Source organism: Desulfatiglans parachlorophenolica (assembly GCF_055394735.1).
Genome location: NZ_AP042460.1, coordinates 2,359,716 through 2,378,043, shown reverse-complemented (window position 1 = coordinate 2,378,043; position 18,328 = coordinate 2,359,716). Strand labels below are relative to the sequence as shown.

The window sequence follows — 18,328 nt, the reverse complement described above, 5'->3', positions numbered from 1 at the left end:
ATAAGGTGAATGTTGGACTGGACGTTAAATCTAATGAATTTAAAGGATAGTCTGCAATCGGATTTAGGTATCCACAGGATCTATCTTTTTTACGGTCTCCCTTAGAAGCGCCTCAGACACGTGCTGATAATGCCGCATGATGGTCAGGGGGCTCGACCCGACAATCTGTGAGACCGCTTTGATGTCGGCCCCGTTTTCGAGAACCCGGGTGATAAAATAGTGCCGGAGGTCGTACATTCGAAGCCTGCGGGTGATTCCGGCGCGCTTCAAGGTGTTTTGCCAAGTCTTCTTGAGGCTCTTGATGGGTTGGCCGTAGTAATGGACGATGGGCATCGCCGAGATCTCGCGTTCCCTGCCATCCGGGCCGAGAGAGTCTTCTTCAGCCCATTGCTTCATGAGGTTATGCAGCTTGGCGTGGATGGGGACATGACGGGAAATGGGGCCGCCTTTTCTTGCCGAGGTGATGGTTATGGTGCCGGTCTTTAAGTCTACTGCGGACCATTTGAGGCTCAGAAGCTCAACGGCTCCAGGGCGCAGGCCGAGGTGAGCCGCCAGCAGGAAGGCCCTGCGAAGGTGGGGGCTCGCCTCGCGGTAGATGCTTTCAGCCTCTTCCCGGGTCGGAGGTACGATGATGGCGAGGTCTTCCCGAGGCTTTTTGTAATCCTTAAGGGGGCTGGAGGGGGTGATTTTACGGGTGGCGCTCCAGGATAGGATCGCCTTGACGTCGGTCAATTCGCGGGCGATGGTGGAAAACTTCACGCCGTCGGCGATCCGCTTCTTGGCGTACTGGTCGGCGGTGGCTTCGGTGATCTCCAAGACGGGCAGATGGCCGAAAAATGGGAGGATGTTTGCGCTGAGGCGGATCTTGAGCTGCTCGAGGCTGTTGTCGTTGAAGGGTTTGCTTTCTGAATAAGCCTTCGACAATTCGAAAAAGAGAGGCCCTGAGTGTTCGGGCTCCTTCTCGGGGCGTCTCGAGAGGAACCCCATCTCGTCGTTTTTGCGCCTCGCACGGGCTTCCGCCGAAGGGCCGCGGCCAAAATAGAGCCACTTGTATTCGGTTCTTCCTTCAGGGGTGCGCTCGTTCCAGTAAACAATCCAGCGTCCGTCGGGTAGACACCTCACTGCCATTTATCAACCTCTCGGATCTTATCCTGTTATGCTGACCGGTGTTGTCCTCTGCAGGGGGCTGCCCGCTCGCGGGGTCTATAAGGCTTCCAGGCTACCAGGCGGCCGCCTCTTGCTCATCGGTCGGAGTGGAGCGCCTTGCTGTCGGTGCCTTGCGGTCTGAGGCCCTGCCCGCCGAGGCAAGCTTGCTTTTCAGGATGGTCGCTTTCCCGACGATCCTTTCGAAGACCTCGTTGTAGGCATCGATGTCTTCCTTCTTAAGGAATAGGAGGCTCTTGATGAGTCCGGCCTCGATTTCAACCGGCGACTGATCGTCATCCCCGGCGACCATATCTTCGTAATCCAAACCGAGCTCGCGTGCGACCCTCCGCCGCCAGGATTCGGTCATTCCCCGGCGGCCGGCGAGTATGTTCGACCATTGCTGGCGGCTGACGCCGAAGTGCCGGGCGTACTCAGTGGCCTCGCCGTGGGTGAGGTTCTTGTCGACCCATTCCCTGAGGGCGTTGCAAAAGCGCTTCTCATAAGGGCCGACTGTTTTTGCGATATCACCCTCTGTCGGGCCGCGGCCCCGGTATAGTGAAGCTCTCCCCATAGTCTCTCTCCTGTTTTTCTTTCGAACCTTGACAACATTTTATAAAAATTGCAAGCGAAAATTTCTAACAAGAAACTTGTTTCTGGCGTTGCCGTTTCATGTTGGGTAATTTGCGAAGCCAAGGCGAAAACGAAAACAGTCGGTTTGCCTGGGCGGTGCGGTGGTGTTGGATTGGTCGCTCGAAGCATGTCTCTCAGGGTTTGAAAGCCGACTTGAGAGGGGAAGAGGATCGGGCGGCGGAGGGCGAAAATTCCGGGGTTGGCCGCCGAGTGGAGGTCGAGGCTGATGAGGGAGATTTCAAGGCAGGACGCGCACTTGGTGGTCGCGGATCTTTTGGAGAGGGAGAAGAGCCTGCAGAGGGAGCTTTTCGCTTTGAGGGCGACGATTGCGCGGGTTTCGCTCATGTTGAGGGATCAGGAAGAACGCAGGCCGACGGCTCCCCGTGACTGGAAGAAGGAAGTCGAAAGCTGGGGTAAATAGAGTTATAGGGGCTATTTTTTTGCCTAAGTTGCATCTATTTTGGGAATTCAGGCGGTTGGATGCCGCCATCAACGTAAACTGCCGCCGGGGCTCGCGGAGGGGCTGCGGGGTCGGCGGCGAGGACTGAGAGGAGAAAAGAAAGATGATCGAGGGATTGAACCTGGTGCAGTTGGCAGAGGAGATCACGAGGATCGAAAACAGCAAAAAGGATTCTGTCGCACCGACGGGAAAGCTGGAGATGATCCCTGTGAGCGGAGAAGAGGTGGCGCTCGAGATCGAAGACGGCCGCCGCGAGCGCTATGGGATCGGATCCATCGCGCATGAGCAGATCGGGGACCGTCTGGGAAAACCCCGCCGTTACTACGAGAAGATGCGGGCGGAGGCCCCTGAGCTCCTGGCGCGGAATGTGAACACGTGGTTCGAAAGACAGCCGGAAAAGCGCCTGGTGCGGACGCTGGACGGAAATGTCCGGGCCTTTTTGTCGGATCGATACCGGCCTTTGGACACTTTCATGGTGACGGGTCTTTTTCTGTGGCAGAACTCGACAGGTATCTCGAGAGCCGGGGGAGGAAGAAGCTTGACCGGGAGCGGGACCGGCAGGGGCTGGACGCGGAAAGGGCCGTCGAGGCCCGGAGAGAGCTGGATGAAAAGGAGGAGGCGGATCTCCGGTGGCGGCAGGCGCGCGCGCGGCGCGAGGAGATGCTGCTCAAGCAGTTGTCGGGGCAATTGATCTCGAGGGATGAAGTCGCGAAGGGTTGGGCTGAAAGGGTCGGAGTCGTGGTGTCGGGGCTCAATGCGCTGGTTGACCGGCTGCCGCCTATCCTGGAGGGGAAGGACCGAGCTGAGATGTGGCGGTTGATCAAGGCGGAGGTCTATGAATTAAGGCGGGCGTATGCGGAGGAGGGGGAATACTGCCCGCAGGTTGATGTCGAGTAGTGGGAGAGGCTGCGAGAAAGGGTGGTTGGTTCGAGCGGGAGAGAAGGGTTTGGAGGCCGCCGCCGGATCTCCTGATTTCCGAGTGGGTCGAAAGCCACAGGGTTTTGACCGCCCCGGCTGAGGAAAGGGGGCCGATGAGGCTCAAGAGAACCCCCTACGTGAAGCCCATCCTGGACAAGATCCAGGAGCAGGATGCCGACACGGTCGTTTTGTGCTGGGCGGCGCAGTCGGGGAAGTCGGAAACCGCGCTCTCGGTCGTCGGGTATTACTCGCACATGGAGCCCTGCCCGATCATGTGGGTCCTCGCGGATGAGGACACGGCTTCCTATATGAACCGGGAGCGGGTCCAGAAGATGTTCAAGAATACCCGGGGGCTGAAGGAGTTGGTTGAAAGCGACCATTACAACCTGACGAAGGATGCCGCGAGCCTTGTAAACGGCGCGTATGTGGCGATGGCGTGGGCCTCCAGCGTGGCGAAGCTGGCTTCGAGGCCGATCCGGGTGATCATTTTCGATGAGGTGGACAAGCCGGGGTACTAGGTCACGACGAAGGAGGCCGGGCCGATCTCCCTCGGAATCGAGAGGACTGAAACGTTTTTCCGGCGAAAAATCATCCTGATGTCCACCCCCACCATGGAGGCCGGGAATATTTGGCAAGAACTCCGAGCCTGCGACGTGGTCTACGACTTTCACGTCCCGTGTCCGTATTGCGGGCAGATGCAGCCTTTGAGATGGTCGAGGGAGTACTCGAGCGGCTTCGAGGGCGGGGTTTATCGAGGGAAAGACGGGCGGAGGCACAAGCTCGGGCAGGTCGTTTGGGAGGCTGGCCGCGCTGCAACCGCTGAACAGATCGCTGCGGCAGGGTATGAGTGAGGGGAGTGCGGAAGGGTTTGGTCGACGCTAGAGAAAAACCGGGCGGTCGAGCAGGGGGAGATGGTCCCAAGGGAAGAACCGCTGAACCCGCCGAAGAAGATCGGCTTCCATGTCAACCGGCTTTATTCGCTGCAGGGAAAATCGGGGGATATCCCGAAGCTGGTCGGGGATTTTACCGAGGCGCTCGAGACGCCGAAGAAACTGCAGGGGTTTGTCAACTCCGCGTTGGCGGAGCCCTGGAAGCAGATCACGGTGAGGGTCGAGCGGAGTGGCATCCTGGAGGCCCGGCGCATGGATCTTGACCCTCAGGTGGTGCCTGAGAGCGCCGTGGCGCTGACCGCGGGGATTGACTCGCAGAAGTTCGGCTTCTGGTTTGTCGTGAGGGCTTGGGCGCGGGACTATACCTCGTGGCTCATCCACTACGGGTTTCTGCTCTCTTGGGCGGATCTCGAGGAGTGGATTTTCGGGGCGCGGTATCGGTCGGCCAACGGGAAGGTTGTCTACCCGATATGGAGGGCTGCGCTCGATACAGGGGGTGGCGCTTCCGGCGAGCATGTCGGGGTTTCGATGACCGAGGAAGCCTACATGTGGCTGAGGAAGAACGGGATAGGCCGCGGGCCGAGGATATGGGGAACGAAGGGGTCGAGTTCTCCGCTGGCTGGGAAGATCCGGGTTGGTAAGCCGAGGGACCAGACGCCGAGGGGGAAGCCCCTTCCGGGCGGGTTGCAGATTGTCATGATAGACCTGGGTTCCGGGTGGGTAGTCAAAGGGTAGCCGAAAACGGCACTAAATCCGAACGGTTAGATTCAGGCCCAAAAAAGGCGTGTTACTACGCCTCTGAATGACGGTTCACAACTTCTAGAATCGGTTTAGGGATTGAAATCTTTAATGTTTTCAGCGTAGACAGGACCTCCTCCGGGGGTTCATTGCGTCGAAAGAATAGGTGACTGGGGGTCTCGAATTCCGTGGCCTGGAACTGAGCCAAGGCATGATGGAGCCACCCCCATGTCTTGCCGGTCATGAATTCGGCTACCCGTTGGAGCAACAGGGCCAGCACACAGATTTTGATATGCGCTTCAATTCGACGCGGCAACCAATGATACATCGGAGTCATATGGATCTGAGTGCTCTTCATCATACGGAAACAGCGCTCGATGATCAGGAGGTTTTTGTACCCTGTGGCGGCATCCTCTGCCTGAAGGGTGTCATCATTGGTGATGAGGACCCATTTGCCGTCAAGCTTCCGGGCCGCTTCGATCTTGGCCGTGTCGATGAAGATCTTCCCGGCCTTGCTGATGCCGAGATAGCGTCTGGTGCGTTGGGAGGCCAGGAGCTCGATCGCCCATTTGGCCATGGCATCCCAATCCCTGTGACGGTCGAGCTCCTGCCGCAGCTCTTCCAGGACAGATTCCCGGTGCAGATTTTGCCGTTCCGCTTCCCTCGGGTTGAAGCAGACGAAGTAACGCCTGCGCAAGACCCCGGTGCCGACTTCGACCTCTTTGACCTGGAGATTGTCCCCTACCTTTTTATATCGCCCCCCACGGGTCAAGACCTCTTCCTTGATCTCTTTGACACTCCCCGCCCTGGCCGCCAGGAGGTATTTCCCTCCGCCCGGAGACAGGCGTTTGCGGTTGTCTTCAGAGTTCATGCCGGCATCGGCGACAAAGAGGCAGCGGTTCAACTGCCATCCCCTCAGATCTTTTTTGACCGTTTCGATCGTGGTCACATCCGCCGTGTTGCCCGGGAACACCCAGGAGCGGACCGGAAACCCCTCTCGAGTGACCGCCAGAGCCACCACCACTTGAGGGTTCCACGTCCCATTTTTGGATTTTCCGCGCTTGCGCGGGCCGGATACGGGCCGGGACGGATCCTCTTCGCCGCTCTCCGTGCTCGTGACGTGCTCGGCATCTTCGAAGTCGATCTCGAAAGAGGCCGTGGTCGTACCGCAGAACACCACATCGACCTCGAGGTTGAAGAGGTTGGCGGTGTTGAAGAAAATGGTTTTTTCGACCTCGGCCGCGCTTGCATGGAGCAGGTCCATCGCTTCGTAAAAGTGGTCAAGCTTCAGTCCCTGGCAAGACGGGAGATAGACCGTCGGGAGCCAGCGGTCCCATACTCCCAGCTTACTGCGCGATTCGCAAAGCCGGTTGGCGGTTATCGCCAAAAGCGCCCGCTCATAAGGGACTTGACAGTTTGCATCTGCGGCAACCTTGCGCAGCGCCTCTCCGATACCCAGGCGCTCCCACAACGCCTCCGCGACCAACACCGTGCCCAATTGCCGGGAACCCAGGAGTTTGAGCTCGGCCGGCCACGTCTTCTCAAGCAAGGTTCTTCCCGGCACGGCGGTCCAGCCCACTTCCAACTCGAGCCCGCAGGCGCGCGCAATCGATTGGCACAGGCGCATCATGGCATCACGGTCGATCAAATCAGCCCGCCCGAAATTATGAATGATCTGGGCGGTCGGTTTGCGCGTCTCAGGATGGCGAACGTTATGCGCGAGCTGAAGGTACTCGACCACGGAGCCGTCTCGATTCTTGCGTTTGGTCGTTCGAATAAACATATCTACGTGCTTAGCATATACCACATAGCATGTCAATATGGTAACAACCAAGTCGTGTTACTACATGTTTTTGCGGTTTTCCAGATGCCCCCCTTGATTTTATTAGGAAAATCCGGCTTCGGAGGCCAAAAAGTGCCTACTGAGCCGGAACTCAGGATAGACACGGAGCAGGGGAAGGATCTTGTATATTACCGGCTCACGAAGGCGATGGGCGATGGCGGGGCGGAGTCTGCTTATCTCCATAAAGGGGTGGGGGAGGATTACGCGAGGTAGATCCTGGCGGAGCAGAAAAGGCTGGACGAAAAAGGGGCGGAGAAATGGGTCCAGGTCGGAAAGGACAACCATCTGCTTGACGCGGAGGTCTTGTGTCACATGGTGGCGGATTTCGAGTGGCCCGGCGGCGGTGTCCATTTGGTGATGCCACCGGCGGACGTCGGGAAGCGAAAGACTGAGAAAGTGAATGGAGAGGTTAGGCCCAGAAGGGCGGAGTACAGGCGGCCTTCCTGGTTGGATCGGTAAGAGGAGGCAATGGCGGCGACGGCGAAAAGGAGCGATTGGCTGGTTGGTCAAAAGGAAATCATGGCGGAGTTGAAGATTTCGACCCGGGAACAGCTCAAACGGTATGTTGCGCTAGGGTTGCCGGGGGTGCTGATAAATGGTCGTTGGCACGTGCACAGAGAGAACCTTGACATGTTTTTGAAAAGGCTATCTGCTACACCGATAGTGAAGCAGTTCAGACAGGGGAGGCGTCGTCATGATGGAAATTTCGAAAGGAAAATGAATGATCATCCGGGAGGATGATTTCAAGACATGACTTGAGTTTTTAAACTGGTGGATGAGGATGTGCCTACCTTTGCATAACTATGTAAAATCAATAAGATAGAAGTGGCGATAGCCGTAATAAAACAAATTCCATCCTGCTCGGAAAAAATTAGGTCAGAGATAATATTTTAAGGTTGAAATTCTCGTTAAAATTAGAAATAAGTTTCTCTGGTGAACGAATATGATAAGAGGCTCAATTTCATTCCTTTTGATGGGGAGAATCTTTGTAATTAACCCAAGTTTGCCATTTTTTTTACCAAAATCTGATATTTCAGCATGTTAGTCGATTTTATGGTCACTACTCATTTTACGGTCGCGATTTTTTTCGGCATGGGGACCTCCTTTAGCCCGAGGTGCTGATAGATTTCCTGATGTTCGGGTTCAGCGTGGCTACAGAGGCGCAGGTGCTTGCGCTGGACCGTGTCCTGTTCTTTGACATTGAACTCGATGGTCAGGCGTTGGTGGGTCGAGAGGATATCTCGGACAGTCAGCCATGAGCGATGGTCGCCACCCAGTCGCAGCTTGTGTTCAATGACGTGCAGGATGTGGTAGGCCAGCACCGATATGAACAGGTGTGTATCAGCGCGCTGCTCCAACTGGTGGAAGTTTGGCCTGAGCCCGAGTGCAGATTTCATTGACCGAAAGGCGCGTTCCGCCCGGGTGAGCATGGCGTAGGTTTCCCAGATTTCGAGATCGGTCGAGGTCGTATGGTCGGTTCGCAGGAGGTAGCAGCCTTCGAACTGGCCTTCGGTGTCGTACCGGGAACGTTTTTCCCAGGTGATGGCTTTGGCCCGGGCTTTTTTTCCGGGCCTTTGATCAGCGATCACTTCAACGTCATAGAGTTTGGATGCGCGTGGGTATTTCTCGCACAAGCGGCCAACCATCTCGAATACTTTGTGGTTCACCTTGGTGTGGCCTTTTTTGCCGAGACCGTCCTGGTAGTATTGGAGGCGTTCGAGAAAGAGCGTTTCCCGACGGCTTCGAATGGCTTGGTCCTTCGCCGTTCGGCCCGTACTGCGGCACAAAAGGAGGGCTTCATGCTCCAGTTGATGGCGCTTGACCTCCAGCGTGTATTGATCGGTCTGACGGATGATCCGCATCGTCATGGTTTCGTCGGGCATAAAATCGGCCTTGCCCCGCTGCACCACAATGTAATGAAACCCGCTGGTTTTCAGGTAGGCAATGTTGTCGGCGGTGGCGATTCCGGCATCGAGGATGATCGTGCGGTCCCTGGCCAGATGGGGCCTTAGCTCCACCAGTGATTCAATGATCTGCTTGAGGGTGTTGCATTCCGTCTGATTGCCCGGGTAAAGACGGCTATACTTGGCAAAGCCGAGCTCATCCACCACGAGGGCCAGGGTCAGCAGTTTGCAGTCCGAGCGTTTCTCTTTGCTGTGTCCCCGCTTCGCTTTGGGATTGCCGGTTGCCTGCCCTTCAAGGTAGGTATTGGTCAGATCGAAGAGGTAAATGCGCTCGGGCAGGTCAAAAAGGTCTTTTTCGCGCTGAGCGAGGTGGGTCTCGATGGCATCTTTACAGTCAAAAAGCCGGTCTCCTGCCCGGTAAATCGAGTTGAGGGAGGCGCGCAGGGGACGGCCCGTCAGTTCATAAAGCGCGGAGCGATGTTCGGCCCAATTCCAGGTATGTACTTCACTGCCTGGAGCCACCAAACGACCGACGACCAAGGCTTCCATCAAAGGGATAACCGAAGGGGCAATCCCTTCGGATACAAGCAGGTCGGTCAATCCGAGCTCATTCCACACGGATTGCAAACATACTCGGAGCCCATGGAGCGCACCTGGCTGGCTTCCATGGAGGCAGCGTCGATTTGCTCGTAAGTGGCTGGAAGTGCGTCGCTCTTTTCAAAGGGTTGGTCGGTTGCCAGTTTATGGCGGATTTTATCGGCCCTCTGTGTCAATGTGGCTATGCGATTATATGTTTACAGAATGCACGACAAACTGCCCGCCCGCCACAACCCGCAGGCAGAAAATTCTCCGCTAGAAGGTTAACAGCAACTGCGCTATGGGAATCCAGGCTAGCCAAATGATTTACCCAAAGGAGAATATCTTTATGAATCAACGCCAAGATTCTTTCACCCAAAAAGATGTTTCTTTCCCACCATTTCAGGATGTCCCACCGGCATGTTTTAATGTAGAGGAGCATCTGTGGCAAAAAGCACTTGCACTGCACCCCAGAAAAAATAGGTTCCCCTACGATGCAACCTTACTACTTGGTCTCATTGGAGCATTGGGGTTTTTGATTTATAAATTGTTCAACCTCGACCCAAATAACGAGCAGTCTTTTATAAACATAATCACCAGAGGTTTCCCATGGGCGTTGGGTATTTCAGGGCTTTTCATGTTCCTTGGTTTTTTTCAACGCCTATACCTCAACTGGAATGAAAATAAAGTTGAAAAGACTTACGGGGATTTGTTGAGCCAATATATGAAACATCAGAGTATGGAAAACCGAACAAGCTCAAGTAACATCCTGAAAGAAAACCTCACCGAAATCTTAGACAATCATTTTCTTGTCTTAACGGATACAATCAACACAAATTTTATCGGGCTAACCAGAACTATTAATAAGCTTGGCACAGAAATGGCCGACTATTCCGGTAAAGAGATCGAGAGTACCTTGCATGAATTTTCCAAAAGCATTCATGGGCTTCCGGAACAACTAAGCCTGGCGCTTGAAAGAAAATTGGAGGAACCTCAAAAAGAACGCATTGATTTTCGACAAGCAGTCAGTGGGTTGCTGTCCCTGCCAGTGGATTTATCAGAACTAAACAAAACACTGGTTGCCAATAGTAATCGACTCGGGGAGGCTGCAAAATCTTCTTCCTTTGCTATCAAGGATATTGCTAATCTGGCTGATAAATTTGATGAAACTACTGAATATTTTTCAAAAACTACAAAAGTACTTAACACAGCAGTAGAAAACCTACGTGATGTGTTACGAAATATGGGAGAAACTGCCGAACATCTGGAAGTATCTCGAAAGGAAATAGCTAGCGATATGCGGCAGGCGATCGAAGAGATGGATAGCAACGCTGAACAAAGCATAAAAAAAATTGCATATATAAGCAATGATGCTGCAACAAAATTTACGACCTCAATTGAACACTTTCAAACGAATCTCGAAAACACCGCACATCAGATCAAGATCGAGGATAGAAACCAAATTGAGTTTATAACAAAAGTAATTCAGGATTCGCTGGAGAGCTTAAAAACTGAAACGGGATCATTGAGAGGATCTCAGATTCAGGTATGTCAAATGATTGAGAAGGCCGCAATCGATTCAGGAAGAGATACAAAAGAGGTTGTTAGCGAAATAACTAACTCTATCAAATCCTTACAATCATGTTTGGAGCAAGTTGTTAAACAGATTGGTATAGAAAATAAACGCGAATCTAGATGGATTTTAAATACTGGCGAAGAAAGTGACCAAAATGAAATTCCATTACAAAAATCTTCATCTAATGGTAAGAATGAAACTGAACTAAACGAATATAGAGAAGGCAACCCCCGCACAAACGTATTTGATCCTAAGTCGCTACATATTGGTGGAAAAGTAAAGTCTAAGCATCGGTCATCTTTCTGGTCATTTAGAAAATAGTTAAATAGGGAGCATTACGCGTTTCTAAAAAAACCCTTACGTTCCAAGATTGGGCTTGCTACCTTCCTGTCAGCATGGAGGCAAGACCATGGGTACAGATCTCGTCATTCGCGGCAGACAGATCGGATCGAAGGAACTGATTCAGATCCGATCGGTTATCGCCCGACAATGGACTCAGGGCCGTGTGGCCATTTCCAGGGAGCTCTGCCGGCTGTGGAACTGGCGGCAGGAAAACGGCCACCTCAAAGGGCAGGTATGCAGGATCCTGCTGAGGAAGCTCGAAAGCAAAGACCTCATCACCTTGCCGCCGTCGAAAAGGGGCCTTGCGAACCCGCCCAACCGACGCTACTACGTTCCGCCGCCTGAACCGCCGGAAGTCGATACTAGCCCTTTGGAAACGGCGATCGAAGACTTGCCCCCCGTCAGACTGGCAATGGTCAGGCGGACACTCCATGAGGGATTGTGGAACTATCTGGTCTATCGGTATCATTACGAAGGCTTCCGAATCATCGTCGGATCCCACCTGAAGTACATCGCCTGGGCCGGCGACCGGCCGGTTGCGTGTCTGTCGTGGAGTTCGAGCGTGTTCCGGATTGCCGCCCGGGACCGTTTCATCGGTTGGGACCCTCAGGCCCGAAACAGAAACATCCGCCATGTGGTGAACAACAACCGCTTTCTCCTTCTTCCCTGGGTCCGCTGCAAGAATCTGGCATCACATCTGCTCGGTCTTTCGGCTCGGATCATCGGCAGGGACTGGCACGCCTTTTACGGCTATCCGGCCTTTCTGCTCGAAACCTTTGTCGACCAGGCTCGGTTTCGCGGAACCTGCTACAAGGCTGCCAACTGGACCCTGGTAGGAGAAATGGCCGGCTATGCCAAGAAGGACAACCGGTTTTATGAACACGGCCGGAAAAAAGATGTGCTCCTTTTCCCGCTTGTCCGTGATTTCCGCAAGCGATTGCAGTATCTTGGCGAAGGAGGCGTCCGATGATGAACGCCGCCCTCGATCTGGCCTCTGTGGAGGACCGGATCCAGCAAAGACTGCTTGCGAGGTACCGTGAGATGATGCACAAAGCCATTGATGCCTTTGTCGATGCCTTGGCCGAAGATCTCGTTTCGGAGAAGAAAATGACCCTGATGGACATCACCCAGGCCATCAGCAAGGCTAAACCGGAGTTGCTGGCCGCTATCCTGCAGGAATTCATCCAGACGAAACACGGCGATATCCTTTCGCAGGATCTGGCCGAGTGCCCCATCTGCAAGAAGAAGATCAGGAGAAGCGTTCACGCCCCCCGCACGATCGAGACCCTCCTCGGGCAGGCGACTGTAACCCGGCCCTATTTTTACTGCGCCTCGTGCAAGCATGGCTTTTCGCCCGCCGATGAGGTGCTCGGGCTCTCTTCCCGCAAAAAACAGCACGACCTGCAGAAACTGGCCCTGGAATTTCTGGCCGATCTGCCCTTTGAGCGGGCAAGCGAGCTGTTTTTCAAATCCACCGGCCTTTCCTTCAGCGATCATCAGATGCACGACCTGTTTGCGCAATTTGCAGAAGAGGCCACGGCCGAAGCCGTCATCCCCTCAGCGGCCGAGATCGAGCGGCGCATCGATACGGTAAAGGGCAAGGGAAGACGGCGTCCGGTCCTCGTAGCGGCTACCGACGGGGCGCATACGCCCACCCGCCCCCGCGGCGAGGGCCGCGATGAAAAATGGGGCCCGGGTGAATACAAAGAAGCCAAAGGTTTCAGGCTCTATCTCCTCGATGAGGATCGTATCGTGCATATCGCCAGCTGGCACCAGGTTGGAAGTGCCGAGGAACTGACGGAGGCCCTTTCGTTGGCGGCCTCCCGGATCCCGCAGAAAAAGGTCCGCCCCTGCCTGGTGGGCGACGGGGCGCCGTGGTTATGGAGTGCCATGCAGCAGGCCTTCCCCGGCGCCCGCGAGGTCTTGGACTTCTATCACTGCTCTGAACATATCCACGCTCTGGCCTCCGCGCAGTATCCCGACGACCCGCAGAGGGCCTTTCTCTGGGTGGAGAGCACCATGGCCCGCCTCTCACACAAGGGAGAGGTGGGCGCAGTCATTGGCGGGATGAAACGCATGCAGCCCGCCAATGACGCTGCGAAAGAGTCCATACGCAAGACCATCCATTACCTCGAAACCAACAAGAATCGCTTCAATTACCATGGGGCACGCCGCAGCGGCTACGCCATTGGCAGCGGAGGCATCGAATCCGCGAACAAGTTCATCTGCCACGTCCGGATCAAACGAAGCGGGGCATGGTGGCTGGTCTCAAACTGCAACAACATGCTCAAGCTCCGGTGCGCGCTGGTCAATGGTACCTTCGAACACCTCTTCGACAATCATAAGACAAGGGAAAAGGCTAAACGTCTTTCTAGAAACGCGTAATGCACCCGTTAAGTTAAATAAGGATAGTTGTGTCATGAGATTTACAAGGAGAAAAAGTCGTCATGATGTCAGCCCGGCTTGGATCAGTTTTTCCGATCTTTTCAGCCAAGTAATGGTCATTAGCCTTGTTTTGGCCCTTTTTTTTGTGTTTCGGGCCCATACAGAGAAGAAGCGTGCTGCCGAAGCGGAAGAGAGATCAAGGCAAATTCAAGATCAGATATATACGGTGACTGGGAAAGTAATTGGACTCAATCCTGAAGAATGGAGATCTACAAGACTTATTTTGAATGAGCAAAACTATCCTGTGGATTACGATGGAGCATTTAGGATTACTGGATTGCATTACGGCTGCTATAATCTCAAGCTTGAGACAAAACATCGTGAGACTTCTTTTGTTGATTTCTCCTTAAACTCATCAGGATTCAGGGGCTTTAATATTTTGGCAGGAAAAGTTTTGGACGAAAAAGGTGATGTTTCAGGTGAAAATGGATTAGCTATTGATCCACTAACTGATGAAATCGTAGCATTTGCCACGGCTGATCATAGTCTACTTCCTAGTGGGGAGGGATTCCTGCGCCGCGAATTCACTAAGCTCGGAACAGACGGGATCAGTTTACTGGAACGGCTCAAAGCGAATCCTTCTTTGCGTATAGCAGTGGTTGGCCAAGCTGACCTCAGGAAACTCCACAAAAAATCTTATACCAACCTTGGGCTGTCTGCGTTAAGGGCAGCGGCTGTGGGTGATTTTCTTGTGAGGCAACTCGGAATTGGAGCCGAACAAGTTATGGTACTGGGCCTGGGGGCCACTAGGGAATGGCTTCCACCCCAAAAACCAGGTGAAAGCCTGGAAGAATATTATTCCAGATGCAGGCGAATCCTTATCATGTTCGCTGAGAATGCCGACCAGGCCTTGCTGCGAAAGGTGAGTGAAATCAATTGACATTGTGGACTTCATTGTTCGGATCAAAACGATCCAAGAAACTGAGAAAATTTCTCGATGAAAATAAATCTGTATTGTCAGTCCATAATGGTGTCTGGTTACTGGGTAACAATTATGATAATTTGCTGGTCAGACACTTTGAGAATCTGTCGCCGGAATTCTGGAAGGAGCGGCTTTCATCCCTGTTGAGATCTCTTGATCAGGTGCCCTCCAAGAAGGAAGAATTTGTAAACACTTTGAACGCTGCCAATAAGGTTTTTGCTGCACCGGAAATTCCAAGCGGAGAATACCCAAAGTGGGTTTTTAAATTAGAAAACATGCCTGCAGCTTTACAGAACATATCCGACATTTCCAGATGGATAAGAACGTGGCAGCGGATGAAACGAATTGAAAAAATTGTTGCCTGGGTATTCGCGCTTAAAAATATAGACCAAAAATTAACTACCCTATTGAAAAGCAGGGTACCCTCTTCAGAACCATTGAATGATGAACTTCGACAATCTTTGAACATGGCCCGAAATCTTAGCTTCCGTGTAAAGTCTTTGCCACTGGATTTACATCGTAAAAGCCTATGGAAACATTTTGAACTGGCTTTTGTTGAATTGCAAGTGCATTACAAGGAGTTGATAGCCGAACAATTGCGATGGAGCAGTTTATATAATCGCATTTTGAAAATTTTCGAGGATGAAACAGATTTGAAAAGTCTCTCATTACTTGCTTTTTCCGTTAACAGACTGCAATCATTTCTTAATAAGCCATCTGAATGCATCTATTCCATTGACGATTTGGAGGCAGCGCTGAACAATGTCAAGGAGGCGCTGTCAGAGTATCGGGAACGTGCTGAATCGCCCGATTCAGCCATACACGAGGATCTCTTTCCAGGAGGAGAACTTGTATGGGGCGATTTACTAACCGTTCCGATGCCGCAGGGCCATTATGCACGATTACAGGAAGTTTTGGTTCGCTCGGACATCCTGGTAGGGCGTTTATGTGACCGATACCAAAAGGTAGAGCAGGACCTTGCTGAAAACAGGGCTAACACCATTTTTGTTTCAATGCTGCAAGACAGTCAAAAAACGCTCTCAGACATAAAAGCCTGGCTAAAAAAGACGAAATCAAAACCGAAAGGCACAAAAAGATTTGAGCAATTTCTTAAGGGGAACTTGGAACCTATTCAGAAGCTGAGCATTCAGTACGGTGCCAATGCAGGATTGGTATTTGGTCCCGCAATTAATGCGGCTCTTTGGTGGTTTAGAAAAAATTCCACCCTTCCATCATACTTGCCACGATGGGTAGATGATCTTCTTACAGAATGGTTAGAAGAAGTACCAGGAAACCTTGCCCATATATTTTCAAAAGGTTGGGACCGGAACGTTTTTGCATTATTTACAAGAATTTCAGGCACCAGACCCTACATATTGGAATATATGGCGCTCGTATGGGACACACTTGAATCAAGCGAAAAAAATCGTCTGTGGGTAACTTGTCCTAATGGATTCAAACAGAAATGGCTAAAAAAATGGTTTTCAAAATGGTTAGAAAACGAGTTAAATCACGAAGAGATTGAAAGCGGGCTCAGTGTTTACTCAATCGAAGAAAAATTGACTTTGTTAAATTGGTTTTTAGATGAGGATCCCTTGCCGGAAATCGAAGTCCTCAAAACGATTTCTGATCAATTGGGCAAAAGAGTGAATAGCACCCTGCATCAATATTTGATGCGCAGCTTCGAATCCGATATCTCTCCCGAAAAGGAAGCCTCCCTTGTAAACTTAGCCTCAGAAATTTTCGGCGATTCCTTAGATTTAACAGGAACAAACTCCACATTTCTGTGCGCTATTTTAAAAACCTGGAAATTAAATCACAGCAAATTAAAATTTGGTAACCAAGTAATCGCTGACGCATGTTGGAAACTGGCTGTCCGAGGAGAAATAATTGATGATTTGGATCTCTTGTTTTATGAGGCGTTACCTGTAAAGATGATAGGGTCTTTAAGGCTCAAGCCATCGCAGTGGGCGATTCTTGAGCCAGCATTTCATAACCCCGAAAAGCTTGATTTTGGACGGGTAGTCGCTTTCATGAGTTGGAGTGACCTTTCAATCATTCCTCTAAAAGCCTGGAAATATCTTTTGTTAACCTTAAAAGAAAAGGGAGAGCAACATCTCAAAAACATTTCCACCCGATGTCGCCTGCTTCTGGAATCTGCCAAAGAAAATGGAGTAGAAGAAATATCGGGCTTAGCAACCCTGCTTTATTGGGCGTACTGTTTTTTCTCAAATGAATGCAGCGCAAAAGATGTGCCAGATCGGGTTCTACAAATTAAGGTGGAAGAATGAAAGTTCCAGACCAAAATCAACTTGCTTCACCTTTAGCGCAGAAGGACTTAGTTGAAAAATTATGGAATAGATCGATTCATGAACCAGCAGCTTTTCTCCCATTGTTGTCAAAATTGGGATATTGGAATCATTGGCCTTATAATGGGAAGTGCCGGGAGATAGAAAAAGAAATCGAAGGAGGGCTTCAGATACCTTATATCTGGGAACGATTTTATGATTTTTCTGAAGATCAGCGCTGGCGTTTCGGGTATCTAAAAATCTTGAAGCGTCATCCTGCCTATAACGAGAATGATCGCATAGCCATGGCTGCATTGGTTGCCATCAATGCTCATGCCATGCGACCTTATGAAGGTGCTTCTATCGCATCCAAAATCGGAATTGATTTTTTAGGACTGGGAGGCTGCGAAAAAATAGGCGCCAGTTGTTACGCGTACCGCAAGGGAAATGATGTAATCCTGGTTGATCTTGGCATAAATACCGATACAGATGTATTACCTAATTTAGAGGGCCTACCTCAGAGCTGGAAAGCGAAACTCAGGGGAATATTGCTAAGCCATCTTCACGCTGATCATGCAGCAGGACTTCTACATCTTGACAGCCTTGGCTTTATTGGTGAGCAATATTTTGGTAATGACTTGCCTATCTACTGCACTGATGTAACGAAGCAATTGTTTTGCGATGTTCTTCGAGTTGGTACGAAGCGGGAGATTTCCACTTGGGATACCGAAGCAAGGCTGCATATGCTTGAAGAAAGACTCCACCCGCTGGTACCGGGAGTCTGGCAAAAACTGAATGCACTATCTTTTAGATTTATAGAGCAGCCTCATGTGCCGGGTGCAGCGCTTGTTGAAATTGAGAGCTCCGGCGGACGCTTGCTTCACGCGGTTGATTTCGCTATGGATCGTTCACTCGGCGGGGACCCCCTTAATCTGGATTGGTTGGCATCTGAAAATATAGAAGTTATTGTTTTAGAATCAACCTATGGGAAAATTGATCATAAAAGTCATTTTCGTCAACTAAGAATTCCCTCCTTGTTTGATTATTTTATGGATTTTTTAGACCAGCAGTTCCAAGGTAAACGGGGTAGAATTTTATTTCCAGCATTTAGTCTTGGGCGAGCTCAGGAATTGGCAGAACGGCTTGAGAGACGAAAGCCGGCAACTACAATTATGTCTGGGGCTGCTGAAGGGATATCGAGGCTGGTCCGTGAAATTGCCCCTAACTGGCTGAGATCATATCCGAAATTGGCCGAAGGAAATATTGGCTACCGTAATATCATTGCAAGCCACGGATGGATGCTGGAGGGTTCAAAATCTAACGAATATTATAAGCAATTGGGCCCAAATGATGCCGTAGTTTTTACAGGGTATATTAAGGGAGATACGCCTGCTTATTTAGTGACTGACATAAAACGTTCTTGTGAGGGGCCGAAAATTGTGTCTCTTCCATTCAGTTCTCACGCTTCACTGTCTCAATTGCTGGGACTGGTTGTCGCTTCTGGAGCGGGAAGAGTATTATTGGTGCATGGAGAGAGGGTGACAGGTGCAGAGATTTCTATTGAGCATTTCCTAAGGAAAAACGGAATAATGGTAGAACGTCCCAAGGCAACGGAGATGGTCTCACTTTAACATCTATCCGGGTTTTGAT

16 protein-coding genes and 1 pseudogene are annotated in these 18,328 nt (G+C 51.6%); 13 read left to right on the top strand and 4 right to left on the bottom strand.

The window, feature by feature from the left end; all coding sequences use genetic code 11:
• Positions 1–63: 63 nt before the first annotated feature.
• Positions 64–1,128, bottom strand: coding sequence for a tyrosine-type recombinase/integrase (locus ACZ500_RS11065; protein WP_464232539.1), 1,065 nt, complete (start codon positions 1,126–1,128; stop codon positions 64–66).
• 91 nt (positions 1,129–1,219) lie between these two features.
• Positions 1,220–1,717, bottom strand: coding sequence for a hypothetical protein (locus ACZ500_RS11060; protein WP_464232512.1), 498 nt, complete (start codon positions 1,715–1,717; stop codon positions 1,220–1,222).
• Between the two features lie 258 nt (positions 1,718–1,975).
• On the opposite strand from ACZ500_RS11060, the gene ACZ500_RS11055 reads away from it, so the two are divergent.
• The 5 genes and pseudogenes from ACZ500_RS11055 (at position 1,976) to ACZ500_RS11035 (ending at position 4,779) form a co-directional block, all read left to right on the top strand.
• Positions 1,976–2,197, top strand: a complete 222-nt coding sequence (locus ACZ500_RS11055) for a hypothetical protein (RefSeq protein ID WP_464232511.1) — start codon at positions 1,976–1,978, stop codon at positions 2,195–2,197.
• 142 nt (positions 2,198–2,339) lie between these two features.
• A complete protein-coding gene (locus ACZ500_RS11050; protein ID WP_464232510.1) occupies positions 2,340–2,927 on the top strand; it encodes a hypothetical protein in 588 nt (195 codons plus the stop codon).
• Positions 2,912–3,133 (top strand): hypothetical protein, encoded by a 222-nt coding sequence (locus ACZ500_RS11045; protein ID WP_464232509.1) that lies wholly within the window; start codon positions 2,912–2,914, stop codon positions 3,131–3,133. The genes ACZ500_RS11050 and ACZ500_RS11045 overlap by 16 nt, the downstream gene beginning before the upstream one ends.
• Positions 3,134–3,267: 134 nt before the next feature.
• Positions 3,268–4,005, top strand: a pseudogene (locus ACZ500_RS11040) (phage terminase large subunit family protein).
• Between the two features lie 60 nt (positions 4,006–4,065).
• Entirely contained in the window at positions 4,066–4,779 is a 714-nt protein-coding gene (locus ACZ500_RS11035; protein WP_464232538.1) for a terminase gpA endonuclease subunit, read from the top strand.
• A 55-nt stretch (positions 4,780–4,834) separates the two neighbouring features.
• Here the strand turns inward: ACZ500_RS11035 and ACZ500_RS11030 are convergent, their stop codons facing one another.
• Positions 4,835–6,565 (bottom strand): IS1634 family transposase, encoded by a 1,731-nt coding sequence (locus ACZ500_RS11030; RefSeq protein ID WP_464232537.1) that lies wholly within the window; start codon positions 6,563–6,565, stop codon positions 4,835–4,837.
• 132 nt (positions 6,566–6,697) lie between these two features.
• Between ACZ500_RS11030 and ACZ500_RS11025 the strand changes: the two genes are divergently transcribed.
• Complete coding sequence (locus tag ACZ500_RS11025) at positions 6,698–6,838, top strand: hypothetical protein (protein ID WP_464232536.1); 141 nt, start codon at positions 6,698–6,700, stop codon at positions 6,836–6,838.
• 255 nt (positions 6,839–7,093) lie between these two features.
• Positions 7,094–7,366 (top strand): hypothetical protein, encoded by a 273-nt coding sequence (locus ACZ500_RS11020; protein ID WP_464232535.1) that lies wholly within the window; start codon positions 7,094–7,096, stop codon positions 7,364–7,366.
• Between the two features lie 323 nt (positions 7,367–7,689).
• Here ACZ500_RS11020 and ACZ500_RS11015 read toward each other — a convergent pair whose 3' ends face one another.
• Complete coding sequence (locus tag ACZ500_RS11015) at positions 7,690–9,147, bottom strand: IS1634 family transposase (RefSeq protein ID WP_464233036.1); 1,458 nt, start codon at positions 9,145–9,147, stop codon at positions 7,690–7,692.
• A 307-nt stretch (positions 9,148–9,454) separates the two neighbouring features.
• Between ACZ500_RS11015 and ACZ500_RS11010 the strand changes: the two genes are divergently transcribed.
• From ACZ500_RS11010 to ACZ500_RS10985, 6 genes are all read left to right on the top strand, one after another.
• On the top strand, positions 9,455–11,002 hold the full coding sequence (locus ACZ500_RS11010; protein ID WP_464232534.1) for a hypothetical protein: 1,548 nt from the start codon (positions 9,455–9,457) through the stop codon (positions 11,000–11,002).
• 88 nt (positions 11,003–11,090) lie between these two features.
• Complete coding sequence (locus ACZ500_RS11005) at positions 11,091–11,993, top strand: Druantia anti-phage system protein DruA (RefSeq protein ID WP_464232533.1); 903 nt, start codon at positions 11,091–11,093, stop codon at positions 11,991–11,993.
• Entirely contained in the window at positions 11,990–13,408 is a 1,419-nt protein-coding gene (locus tag ACZ500_RS11000) for an ISKra4 family transposase (protein WP_464232532.1), read from the top strand. Before ACZ500_RS11005 ends, ACZ500_RS11000 begins: the two co-directional genes overlap by 4 nt.
• A 34-nt stretch (positions 13,409–13,442) precedes the next feature.
• Complete coding sequence (locus tag ACZ500_RS10995) at positions 13,443–14,348, top strand: OmpA family protein (protein ID WP_464232531.1); 906 nt, start codon at positions 13,443–13,445, stop codon at positions 14,346–14,348.
• Positions 14,345–16,681: a hypothetical protein gene (locus tag ACZ500_RS10990; protein ID WP_464232530.1), complete on the top strand. Its 2,337-nt coding sequence runs from the start codon at positions 14,345–14,347 to the stop codon at positions 16,679–16,681. Before ACZ500_RS10995 ends, ACZ500_RS10990 begins: the two co-directional genes overlap by 4 nt.
• Complete coding sequence (locus tag ACZ500_RS10985) at positions 16,678–18,309, top strand: MBL fold metallo-hydrolase (protein WP_464232529.1); 1,632 nt, start codon at positions 16,678–16,680, stop codon at positions 18,307–18,309. Before ACZ500_RS10990 ends, ACZ500_RS10985 begins: the two co-directional genes overlap by 4 nt.
• The last annotated feature ends 19 nt before the right edge of the window (positions 18,310–18,328 follow it).

What these genes read in the sequence shown, in the direction of transcription:
- ACZ500_RS11065 (WP_464232539.1), bottom strand. Translation starts at nt 1,128, where the DNA reads ATGGCAGTGAGGTGTCTACCCGACGGACGCTGGATTGTTTACTGGAAC.
- ACZ500_RS11060 (WP_464232512.1), bottom strand. Translation starts at nt 1,717, where the DNA reads ATGGGGAGAGCTTCACTATACCGGGGCCGCGGCCCGACAGAGGGTGAT.
- ACZ500_RS11050 (WP_464232510.1), top strand. Translation starts at nt 2,340, where the DNA reads ATGATCGAGGGATTGAACCTGGTGCAGTTGGCAGAGGAGATCACGAGG.
- ACZ500_RS11035 (WP_464232538.1), top strand. Translation starts at nt 4,066, where the DNA reads ATGGTCCCAAGGGAAGAACCGCTGAACCCGCCGAAGAAGATCGGCTTC.
- ACZ500_RS11030 (WP_464232537.1), bottom strand. Translation starts at nt 6,565, where the DNA reads ATGTTTATTCGAACGACCAAACGCAAGAATCGAGACGGCTCCGTGGTC.
- ACZ500_RS11020 (WP_464232535.1), top strand. Translation starts at nt 7,094, where the DNA reads ATGGCGGCGACGGCGAAAAGGAGCGATTGGCTGGTTGGTCAAAAGGAA.
- ACZ500_RS11010 (WP_464232534.1), top strand. Translation starts at nt 9,455, where the DNA reads ATGAATCAACGCCAAGATTCTTTCACCCAAAAAGATGTTTCTTTCCCA.
- ACZ500_RS11005 (WP_464232533.1), top strand. Translation starts at nt 11,091, where the DNA reads ATGGGTACAGATCTCGTCATTCGCGGCAGACAGATCGGATCGAAGGAA.
- ACZ500_RS11000 (WP_464232532.1), top strand. Translation starts at nt 11,990, where the DNA reads ATGATGAACGCCGCCCTCGATCTGGCCTCTGTGGAGGACCGGATCCAG.
- ACZ500_RS10995 (WP_464232531.1), top strand. Translation starts at nt 13,443, where the DNA reads ATGAGATTTACAAGGAGAAAAAGTCGTCATGATGTCAGCCCGGCTTGG.
- ACZ500_RS10985 (WP_464232529.1), top strand. Translation starts at nt 16,678, where the DNA reads ATGAAAGTTCCAGACCAAAATCAACTTGCTTCACCTTTAGCGCAGAAG.